This is a genomic window from Pseudonocardia hispaniensis, from assembly GCF_042658695.1.
GTDB lineage: Bacteria > Actinomycetota > Actinomycetes > Mycobacteriales > Pseudonocardiaceae > Pseudonocardia > Pseudonocardia hispaniensis.
Genome location: NZ_JBHSQW010000026.1, coordinates 155,248 through 165,809 on the forward strand (window position 1 = coordinate 155,248; position 10,562 = coordinate 165,809).

At 70.5% G+C, this 10,562-nt stretch carries 6 protein-coding genes and 1 pseudogene; 3 read left to right on the top strand and 4 right to left on the bottom strand.

Annotation, left to right across the window (positions count from 1 at the left end; all coding sequences use genetic code 11):
- Positions 1-1,854 (top strand): AAA family ATPase (locus tag ACFQE5_RS13345; protein ID WP_379585215.1); only part of this gene is annotated, 1,854 nt, incomplete at its 5' end.
- A gap of 11 nt (positions 1,855-1,865) precedes the next feature.
- Here ACFQE5_RS13345 and ACFQE5_RS13350 read toward each other — a convergent pair.
- From ACFQE5_RS13350 to ACFQE5_RS13365, 4 genes are all read right to left on the bottom strand, one after another.
- Positions 1,866-5,024 (bottom strand): ATP-binding protein, encoded by a 3,159-nt coding sequence (locus ACFQE5_RS13350; RefSeq protein ID WP_379585216.1) that lies wholly within the window; start codon positions 5,022-5,024, stop codon positions 1,866-1,868.
- 100 nt (positions 5,025-5,124) lie between these two features.
- The gene (locus ACFQE5_RS13355; protein WP_379585217.1) at positions 5,125-6,774 is read right to left on the bottom strand and encodes a sodium:solute symporter family protein; all 1,650 of its coding nucleotides are present in this window, start codon (positions 6,772-6,774) and stop codon (positions 5,125-5,127) included.
- A complete protein-coding gene (locus tag ACFQE5_RS13360) occupies positions 6,771-7,319 on the bottom strand; it encodes an OsmC family protein (RefSeq protein ID WP_379585218.1) in 549 nt (182 codons plus the stop codon). Before ACFQE5_RS13360 ends, ACFQE5_RS13355 begins: the two co-directional genes overlap by 4 nt.
- A gap of 393 nt (positions 7,320-7,712) precedes the next feature.
- On the bottom strand, positions 7,713-8,234 hold the full coding sequence (locus ACFQE5_RS13365) for an OsmC family protein (RefSeq protein ID WP_379585219.1): 522 nt from the start codon (positions 8,232-8,234) through the stop codon (positions 7,713-7,715).
- A gap of 764 nt (positions 8,235-8,998) precedes the next feature.
- On the opposite strand from ACFQE5_RS13365, the gene ACFQE5_RS13370 reads away from it, so the two are divergent.
- Entirely contained in the window at positions 8,999-10,285 is a 1,287-nt protein-coding gene (locus ACFQE5_RS13370; RefSeq protein WP_379585220.1) for an O-acetylhomoserine aminocarboxypropyltransferase/cysteine synthase family protein, read from the top strand.
- Positions 10,286-10,422: 137 nt separating this feature from the next.
- A pseudogene (locus ACFQE5_RS13375) lies at positions 10,423-10,562 on the top strand (pyridoxal 5'-phosphate synthase lyase subunit PdxS); the annotation flags it as partial.

A 10,562-nucleotide genomic window follows, 5' to 3' on the forward strand; every position in this document is an offset into this window, starting at 1 on the left:
CGGGAGCGGGAGGTGCTCACCGTCGCGCTGGCCACCGGCCGGCACGTCGTCATCGAGGGTCCGCCCGGTACCGGCAAGTCGACCCTGCTGCGGGCCATCGCCCGCGACGCCGGTCAGGACGTCGTGTTCGTCGAGGGCAACGCGGAGCTGACCCCGGCCCGGCTGATCGGCGCGTTCGACCCATCGCAGGTCCTCGCCGAGGGCTATCTGCCCGCGAGCTTCGTCGACGGACCGCTGCTGACCGCGATGCGCGGCAGCGCCGATGCGCTCTCCGGCAAGCCTCCGAGCGGCGGGCTGCTCTATCTCGAGGAGCTCAATCGGGTCCCCGAGGAGACGCTCAACGTCCTGATCACCGTGCTCACCGAGGGCGAGATCGCGGTTCCCCGGCTGGGCACGGTGCGCGCCGGGGCGAAGTTCCGGCTCATCGCCGCGATGAACCCCTTCGACGCGATCGGCACCGCCCGGGTGAGCCAGGCGATCGCCGACCGGATGTGCCGGGTCGTCCTCGGCTACCAGGACGAGGCCGCCGAACGCGCCATCACCAGTTCGGTCAGCGGCGTGCAGGGCGCGGTCACCGATTTCGCCGTCGCGCTGACCAGGGCCACCCGGGAGCACCGCGACGTGCGGATGGGGTCGTCGGTGCGCGGTGCGATCGATCTGAGCCTGGTCCTCACCGGGCTGGGGGAGCTGCGCGGCGAGCGCGTCCCGGCCCGCGAGACCGCCCGCGACGCCGCCTACGCCGCCCTCTCGGGCCGAATCCGGATCGCCGACGGCGTCGACCGGACCCCCGAGTCCGTGATCGACGAGCTGCTCGACCGGCTGTGGCCCGAGGACGAACCGCAACCGCCGGACCGCTGCGCGGATCCCGAGTCCGGGAGCGAGCAGGGAAAAGCTGACGGCCCGCCGCCGGGCGCGGCGGGCCGTTCCCCGGAGCGTCCACACCGCAACCGCGGTGAGCGCACGCTCGGCCGTGGCGAGCTGGCCGCGCGCCACGAGCAGTTCCAGGACATCTCCCCGCAGCTCGGCGAGCTCGATGCCGAGGCGTTCGACGCGGCACTGGCCGACGATCCGGAGCGCGCGGCCGCGCTGCTGGCCGACCTCGCGATGGCCACCGACGCGCAGTTGCGCGCCGCGGCGCGCAGACTCGCCGGGCGGGTGTTCATCCAGCTCGGCAGGGTCGGCCCGGCGAAGGCGCGCGGCACCCGCAAGATCGGCTCCTCCCGCGGCGGCGAGGGCGACCTCGACCTCGACCGCACCCTTGACCGCTGGCAGCCCGGGATCTCCCGGCGACCCGCACCCGAGGACCTCATCACCCGCACCTGGACGGCCCATCGGCGCGCGATCTGCCTGGTCGTTGACATCAGCGGGTCGATGCACGGGTTGGCCGTGGCGCTCGCGGCGGTCGCCGCGGCCGGCGTGGTGCTGGCCGGCGAGACGGGAGGCGCGAGGCTCGAACCGGGCGTGCTGGCGTTCAGCGCCGGGGTGCGGACGCTGCAGCGCCAGGGGGTCCGCCGCCCACCCGAGGAACTGATCTGCGAGCTCGTCGCGCTGCGCGGGCACGGCACCACCGATCTTGCCGCGGGCCTGCGCGAGGCATCGACCCAGCTCGCCGGCGCCGTCGCCGAGGAGCGGATGGTCGTGTTGCTCTCGGATTGTCTGCATACCGCGGGTGAGGACCCGCTGACCGCGCTCGACGGGATCGACCGGCTGCACGTGCTCGTCCCGCTGCCGGGCGGTGCGGCACCCGATGCCGAGGCCGCCGCGGCCGCGCTCGCCGCGCGCGGTGGAGGAATCAGCCAGCCGGTACGGCGGCTGGCCGACATCGCCCCCGCGCTGACCCGGATCCTGGCCTGAACCACCGATCCCTACCCGGACAGGGCGAGCCCGCCCAGACAGCGCCGCGCGTCGCGAGGCTGGCCCGCCGCGGCGAACAGGTCCGCGGCGGTCTGCAGCCGGTTCACCGCCACCGCGTCGTCTCCCTCCGCGGTGGCCAGCGCCGCTTCGAGCTCGGCGATCGCCGCGTTCCACGCCTGGGCCCGCCCCAGCGGCGGCGCGACATCCTTAGCCAGGGCGAGGTAGTGCCGCGCCCGAGGAAGCGCGCCCGCGTCGACGCAGGCGAAGGCGGCAGGGACGGCGAAGGTGATCGCACACATCCGGCAGGCCTCTCGGGCCTCCGCCGTCGCCGACTCGGCCTCGTCGATGACCGCGAGTGCCTCGGCCGGGTTGCCCGCCGCCCGGACCATGGTGCCGTAGATACGCGGCAGCAGGTGCCGCACGAGCAGGGACGACTCGCGCGCCAGATCCAGGGCCCGGACCAGGAGTGTCTTGGCCTGCTCGGATCGGCCGTGCAGCAGGCTCGCCTCGGCCAGCCGCTGCAGGGCCAGCGACTCACCGGCGGACGACCCCATCCGGCGGTGCAGCTCGACGGCCTCCCGCAGGTGCGTCTCGGCGGGGTCTCCTCGCCCGGCCAGCAGTTCGGCCTCGCCGAGCACCAGCGTCGCGAACGCCTCACCTCGTTCGGCGCCGTTGTGCCGGGCGGTGTCGCGCAGCCGTTCGGCGAAGGTGATCAGCTTCTGGTAGGACCGGTCACCGTAGAGATAGTGCTCCACGACGCAGAGGTGCCCGTCGTGGATGCTTGCCGCGAGCTGCGGGGTGCGGCTGGTGTCGAGCAGGTCGGCCTCGATCTGGCTCGGCCAGGTGCCCCGGCTGTGCGCGACCAGGGCGCGCAGCGTTGCGGCCTCGGTGAGATCGACGACGAGTCCCTCGTCGAGCGCGATCCGCCGTGCCTCGGTCGCGTCGCGTTCGGCGGCCGGGAGATCCGCCTGGGCGAGCGCGACGTAGCCGCGGGCGACGTGCAACCTGACCTTCTCGACGGCGCCATGGGGGACCAGGCCGTCCAGGGCGCGGGTCGCGGTGGCGACGTCGCCGAGCATGACGGCCGCACGGGCCTGCCGGATGCGCAGCCCGCGGCGGCGGTGGCCCCGGGCCGCGGCAATCGCCTCGCTGTAGGCGGCCAGCGACGAGGGTGTCCCCGAGGCGAACAGGCAGTCCGCCCGAAGCTCCAGCAGGGATGGGCGCTGCGGCGCGTGCACGAGCGCGTGGTCCACGAGACCACGGACGACCGCCACCGCGCCCGCGGCGGCGGCGCCGCGCGCGGCCCGTTCCAGCCACGGCACGGCCTCGGTCCCCGCGCCCGCGGCGAGCAGATGGTGTGCCACCCGGCCCGGCGCGGCCCGGCGCGTGGCCAGCGCGTCGGCCGTGCGCCGGTGGGCCGCGCGCCGGCGGTGTGGCGGGAGCAGGGCGACGAGCGCGTCCCGGTAGAGAACGTGCCGGAACCGGTAGCCCCCCGAGGACTCGACGATGATCCCGACCTGCCGGGCGGCGTCGAGCGCGGCGAGCACGCCGGACTCGTCGAGGTCGGTCAGATCCGCCAGGTCCGCGGCGGTGAACTGGGTACCGACGAGGGCGACGCTCTGCAGCGTTGCCCGCAGGTTCGGCTCGAGCGCACCCACGCGGCCGTCCACGATCTCGTAGAGGCGCCGGGACATCTTGAGCGTCCCATCGGGACCGAGCACCGCCGCGAGCTCCTCGCTGAAGAACGGGTTCCCCTCGGCCAGCCGGTGGATTGCGGCCACCGCGGCGTCGGGAACGCGTCGACCGGCGAGCCGTTCCACCAGGACCCGGGTCTCCGGCTCGGACAGCGGGCCGAGCTCGATCTCCGTGGCGCCCTGCCCGGCCAGCAGGCTGGAGCGGACGGCGGCCGCGCCGGGGGTCAGCCGCTCGGGTCGATGGGCGAGCACCAGCAGCACCCGCTCACCGCGCGCGGCGCGCGCGAGGTAATGCAGGAGCTGAACGGTGGCCTCGTCAGCCTCGTGGACGTCGTCGATCCACAGCACCGCCCCCCGATCTCGCGCGGCCCCGGTGAGCAGCTGCATGACCGCCGAGAGGACCGGCTGCCGCCCGGGCAGCAGGGGACGGGCTCCGGAGGTGGGCGCAGTCGATCGTCCGAACAGCTGGGCGAGGCCTTCCCGGGCCGGCGCGGTGAGGGAGCCGAGCAGGTCCGGTCGCTGCACCAGGAGCCGGTCGAACGCCTCGGCGACCGCGGCCCACGGCGCAGCGCCCTCCACCCGGTTGGCCGCACCGTGCAGCGTGGTCCAGCCTTGCGCACCCGCGTGGCTGAGCAGCGACTCGCAGAACCGCGTCTTGCCGATGCCGGCTCCGCCGGCCACGAGCAGGGTGCCCGCCCGGCCGAGTCCCGCCCGATGCAGCAGCGCCCGCGCCGCGGCCAGCTCCTGCTCGCGGCCCACGAGCGGCGACTGGTCCTGCTCAGCCGATGAGATCGGCGTCGCGACGAGGGACAGTTCCCGCCAGAGCCGGAGGGTCTCCGGGCCGGGCCCCAGGCCCAGCTCCGCCAGCGCCTTCCGCAGGTCCTGGCACGCCCGAAGTGCCGCATTCCGACGGCCGTCCGCGACCATCGTGCGGACGAGTTCGCGGTGGGCCTCCTCGTCGCCGGGCTCGTGCTCGATGACCGCATCCCAGCGGCCGGCACGGCGCAGCAGCCGCAACTGCAGGTCGCGCAGCCGGTCCCGGGCGGTGGCCGTCCACTCCGCGTAGACGTCGCCGGGCAACAGGCCGGGGCCGTACCGCGCCGCTGCGGCGACGCACGACTGCGGGTTGCCGCTGCGCAGAGCCCGGTCGGCCGCCGCCTCGTACTGCTCGACGTCCGTGGAGATCGAGGCGTCCGGCCAGAGGCGCACCTGGCCGCCCCGCAGCACGACCGACTCCTTGGCACCGAGGATCGTGCGGGCGTGGGAGGCGGCGCGATGGAGGTTGGCGAATGCCGCTTCGGTGGCCAGATGTGGCCATAGCGCCTCGACCACCTGCTCGCGGTGGAGCCGATGGGTGGGCTCCACCGCGAGCACCTTGACCAGGTCCAGCGCGCGCCGCTGTTCCCAGGCGTCCCGGATCGTCCGGTGGCCCACCCGAACCGTGAACTCACCGAGCAGATCGATGTGAATCCTCATGACGCCGGCCACTGCACCTCGCCATTCTGGGGTCGGACCATCCAATCCGGGAACCCTGCCCGAGGGGCGTACCGCGCGGCCCGCCCCCCGGGTCGGGGGATCAACTGCGGACCGGGACCGCCGAGGTGTGGCCCTCAACCGGCCCCACGTCCGTGGCCGCGTCGTCCGCGCGCTGGACGAGCAGGAACGTTGCCATGGACAGTGACGTCAGTGCGCCGAACACCGCGAGCCCGGACATGCCGTTGGAGTGCAGCCACGTCCAGCCCCAACCGGTCGCCAGCGCGACGGCCACCGATGCGGCCAGGAAGCCGAGCCCGACTCGGCGCCGCAGGTCGGTCGTCGCGCCGAAGCGCGTTGTCCCGGCAGTCTCGATCAGGGTGACCGTCATCAGCGTCAACAGGTTGACGCTCATACCCACCCAGACCGGATGGACGCCCAAGAAGTACTTGGTCGGTATCCAACCGCCGAGCTGATACCACCCGATTCCGGCGAGGAACCCGGCGATCAGCGCGGCGTGCACGGCGCGCCGGGTCGCCAGCGGCCACAGCAGCACGCCGAGTACCGGGGCGAACGTTGCTCCGTTCCGGAGGGTCCAGGCCAGCACGTTCCACCAGGCGGACTGCTCCGTCCGGAGGGCCCCGAAAACGATCATCAGGCCGGTCATCGCGATGAGCGCCCACCGCGTGTAGCGGACCAGGTCGCGGTCGCTCGCCTCGGGGTTGATCGCCTGGCCGACGTCGCGGCCGAGGCTGGTCGCCCCGGAGAACTGACACGGCGCCGCCCAGCCGAGGGTGCATGCCCATACGCCCAGGAAGAACACCCCGACCAGCGGGGCGGGCAGCACCTGGGAGATGTAGAGCGGAACCGCAACCAGCCCCAGCTTCTGGTCGGGCAGCACGAGGTCCGCCGCCATCCCGAAGCCGACAGCCCCGAGGATCAACGGGATCCCGAACAGGGCCGCGAGGAGCAGCCCGCGCCTGCCCTCCGCCGGAGTCTGACAGGACCCGGCCATCTGGAACGTCGCCTGGGCCAGGATGACGTTGACGATGAACGTGCCGAACCACGCGATGATCAAGGGCAGCCCGACCGCTCCCATCTCGAAGGACTCCGGATGGCTCGCGGCCGCGGCCACGAAGCCGCTCCAGCCGGGCGTGATGAAGAACGCGACCAGCCCGACCAGGAGCATCAGCAGGAAGGCCATGCAGTTGACGGTCTGGGTGAACGCGATCGACCACATCCCGCCGGAGGACAGGTAGAGCAGCAGCAGCAGCGCGGTGAAGGCGACCGCGACGTGGATCGACAGTCCCGTGAAGGCGTACAGCGCGGAGGCGAACGCGATGGCGGTCGCGACCGACCACATCGGGAAGGTGAATGCCGTGATCGCCCCGGCCACCCCGCGAGCGACGCGGCCGAAACGGTCGCCGATCATTCCCGAGATCGTGACGACCATCCGTCGGCGGAAGGGGCCGATGAACACGAGTGCGATCAGCAGAATTTGCACCGTTTCGGCGATCCCATACCAGATCGACGATATTCCGGTGTGATAGCTCAGCTCCAGGATTGCGATGAAGGAGGATCCGGAGAACAGCCCGGTGACGCAGAGTGCGACGGTGAGCGCGGTGAACTGCCGACCGCCGACGAAATAGCTGTCGCCGCGTCCGGCCCGGCGTTTCGCGACCTGCCCGGCGAGGATCAGGGCCAGCGTGTAGACGAGTGCGAGCCCGAGGGTCCATGCCCCTGCGGCGGTCATCGCGCCGCTCCCTGCGGGCTCGGCTCACGCCACGACCCCGACGTCGTGGGTTCCGCGACCCAGTCCAGCTCGATCGGCACCCCGGCGTCTCTGATCAGGTTGAATGCCGGACACCGGCGCATGACCCTGCGCCGGACCTCGTCCAGGGCCTCCTGGCCGGCGCTCGTGCGCACGCGGGTGCGGTTGATGACCCTGTTGAAGTGCGGGGAGACCGGCGCTGTGCCGAACACCCCGCGTTGGTCGATGGCGCCCTCGGTTTCCATCTCGATGGCCTCGAGCGGCACCCCGAGCTCCTTCGCCACCATTTCGATGACGATCGTCAGGCAGCCGTTGAAGGAGGCGACCACGTATTCCATCGGAGTGGGTGCGGAGTTGTCTCCGCCCACGTGCTCGGGCTCGCCCGTGTAGAAGTGGGAGAAGTGTCGGATCTGCAGGCGGCTTTTCATCTTGCCCTCCCACACGGAACGTGAACGGGCGTATTTGAGCTGCGGTTGGGATGCAGGGATTTCCGGGCGGACGGACGTTTGGAAGTCGGCAGCACTCATATTCGGTATGCGCCTTCCTGGAGGTCGACGGCATTGATGAAATTGCTGACGAACACCGAATGGCGAGATTCAATCTCCGCGCACCGAGCCGGTGGCGGTCTCGTTGGATAGCTACCCGGACCAGAAGGTCGGGGGAAGGTCGTTGTTCCTCGTGCGACGCTCCGGGCGGAGCGGGCTGAGCCAGCTTCGGTGTGTCGGGAGCCACACCCTAATGGTGGAATCCTCCCTGTAACCTCCCCGCGCCGCGGGTCCGGCGGGCGGGATCGCCGGGACGTCGACTGGTCGCCGCGGGCCTGTCCTGCCAGCGCCAGAAATGTCTAAATGTGCGTACCGATTGAGAAGCCAGAAAGGGCCCCGGCCGTCGACTGGCCGGGGCCCTCGGGTGGGAGCGGATCAGGACTTGAGCTCGGTCACGACCTTCACCGGCCGCGCGATGATGCTGCCGACCGGCGAGGTGGCGACGACGGAGTCATACAGCTGCTTGAGCTGGTCCTCCGTCGCGGTGGGTGCGTTCAGCGAGATCTCCGCCCGCACCTCGGTGTAGCCGGGGGCAACCTCCTCCGGAGGCTTCAGCCCGAAGAACGCCTGGAGGTCGAGATCTCCCGCCAGGTTGATGTCCACTCCCTCCAACTCGATGCCGAGCATGCCGGCGTTGGCCACGAAACCCGTGGTCAGGCAGCACCCATAGGCTCCGAGCACGACCTCGACCATGTTAGGGGCGGTGTCGGACCCGCCGAGCTGCATCGGCTCGTCCATGGCCACGGTGTGCGAACGGATCGTCGCCTCGCTGCGGAAGCCCTTGTCCCACCGCGTCGTCGCGGTCCATACGGTCTTCCCGGTCTCGGGGTTCTCCTTGACTCGGTTGATCAGCGAGCCGAGCTTTGCCTTGTCGAACCCTAGGTTCACATCCACCATCGCGAGTGCTCCGTCCAGTCTGCGGTCGATATTCGGCCGGTACGGGTGATCCAGTACCGACTCGCCTTACTCCGACGATCAACAGCGCTCACTGCAGTGCCGCGCGGAACGTACGAGCCTGGCGCGCGGCGTCCAGGGGATTTGGGGGGTTGTACCTCGGGGCAGCGGCCATGGGCAGCGGCCGACAGGGCACGGACTCCATGTGTTCCAAATCATAGGACCAACAACCTTCTTGAAACCTTCCTTGCCCCGTTGACCTGCAGGTTCTAGGTCTTGACAGCAAGATTCACGGCCGGATTTCAGGGGTGCCGCGGGCTGTCGGCGCGGGGTCATTGACCTGCGCGTCGGTGTCGACCGGGACCACCGGGCCTGCTGGCCGGGTTCGTGGGCCGCGGCGGTGGCTGAGGCGAGGCTGGTGGCATGACCGGAACGGGCGATGGCCATAACCAGACACTTGTGGTGGCCATCACCGTATCGTAGGGTGTCCAATTGTACGGATCACCGGACTGTTTTGCGCGGTACTGAGGCCGCCCTCGGGGCTGCCTGTGGTAGTGGTCGGCGGTGCCCTACAGGGCTCCGCATCGGACAACTCCGTTGTCGCCTGGGAGGCAAACAGCAACTTTCCACACGGGGTCGAACGGGAGAGCAGTCTCCGCGGTCGCCATCACAGTAGACGCACGCCCCGAAAGTACGACGAGGACGCCGACGTGGTGTTGAGTTGGGGTCTTCATGCCCCCGAGGCTGTTTGAGAGGAGAACGAGGAAGTGGAAGGCGATCGAACCCTGGGATTCGCAACCAGGCAGATTCACGCCGGTTGGGAGCCCGACTCGGCGACCGGGAGCCTCGGCATCCCCGTCCACCAGACCACGAGCTACCAGTTCCGCGACACCGAGCACGCGGCCAACCTCTTCGCGCTGCGCGAGTTGGGGAACATCTACAGCCGGATCATGAACCCGACTGTGGACGTGCTGGAGCAGCGGGTCGCGAGCCTGGAGGGTGGCGCGGCCGCGCTCGCCGCCAGCAGTGGGCACGGTGCGCAGGCCATGGCCGTGCTGACCCTGTGCAACTCCGGCGACCACATCGTCAGCAGCAGCCGCCTCTACGGCGGTACGTACAACCAGTTCAAGTTCACGTTGAAGCGGATGGGCATCGACGTCACGTTCGTCAACCCCGACGAGCCGTCGACCTTCGCGGACGCCATCCAGGACAACACGAAGATCATCTACGGTGAGACGCTGGGTAACCCGGACATCACCGTGTTCCCGTTCGAGGAGGTGTCGGCGATCGCGCGGGCGAACAACATCCCGCTCATGATCGACAACACCTTCGCCTCGCCGTACCTGTGCCGTCCGCTCGAGCACGGCGCGAACATCGTGCTGCACAGCACCACCAAGTTCATGGGCGGCCACGGCAGCACGATCGGCGGCATCATCGTCGACGGCAACAACTTCGACTGGCGCAGCGGCCGGTTCCCCGAGTTCACCGAGCCGGACCCGAGCTACCACGGCCTGGTGTACGCCGACCTCCCGCTGCCCCCGTTCATCATCAAGGCCCGGGTCCAGATCCTGCGCGACGTCGGCGCCTGCCAGTCGCCGTTCAACGCCTGGACCACGATCCAGGGTCTGGAGACCCTCGACGTGCGGATGAAGCGCCACGTCGAGAACGGCGCCGCGGTCGCGAAGTTCCTCAGCGAGCACGACGCGGTGAACTGGGTCAAGCACCCCAGCCTGGCCAGCCACCCCGGCCACGCTCGGGCGCAGAAGTACCTGCCGCTCGGCGCGGGTGCGATCATGGGATTCGGCATCCACGGCGGCCGGGAGGCCGGCGAGAAGTTCATCAACAACCTGCGGCTGTTCAAGCATGTCGCGAACGTCGGTGACGTCCGGAGCCTGGCGATCCACCCGGCCAGCACCACGCACAGCCAGCTGACCGAGGAGGAGCTCGTCGCGGCGGGTGCGCCGCCGGACTTCATCCGGCTCAGCATCGGCACGGAGGACATCGACGACATCCTCTGGGACCTCGACCAGGCGCTGAGCTTCGCCACCAGCTGACCCCAGAGTTGCGGAAGGCCCTCCAGGTTGCTTTCTGGAGGGCCTTCTGCACGTTGGCTCCCGTCGTCGTCCGGCGAGCCGCGAAGTGAACCCGTGATCGGCGGCGCCCGCCGCCACCCCTCGTGAAAGGTATGACGATGTCTAGTTCTGCTTCCGTGGCCGGCACCTCACGGGTGAAGCGCGGTATGGCCGAGATGCTCAAGGGTGGGGTGATCATGGATGTGGTCACTCCGGAGCAGGCGCGGATCGCCGAGGATGCCGGGGCGGTCGCGGTGAT

What these genes read in the sequence shown, in the direction of transcription:
- ACFQE5_RS13365 (WP_379585219.1), bottom strand. Translation starts at nt 8,234, where the DNA reads ATGGTGGATGTGAACCTAGGGTTCGACAAGGCAAAGCTCGGCTCGCTG.
- ACFQE5_RS13355 (WP_379585217.1), bottom strand. Translation starts at nt 6,774, where the DNA reads ATGACCGCCGCAGGGGCATGGACCCTCGGGCTCGCACTCGTCTACACG.
- ACFQE5_RS13350 (WP_379585216.1), bottom strand. Translation starts at nt 5,024, where the DNA reads ATGAGGATTCACATCGATCTGCTCGGTGAGTTCACGGTTCGGGTGGGC.
- ACFQE5_RS13360 (WP_379585218.1), bottom strand. Translation starts at nt 7,319, where the DNA reads ATGAGTGCTGCCGACTTCCAAACGTCCGTCCGCCCGGAAATCCCTGCA.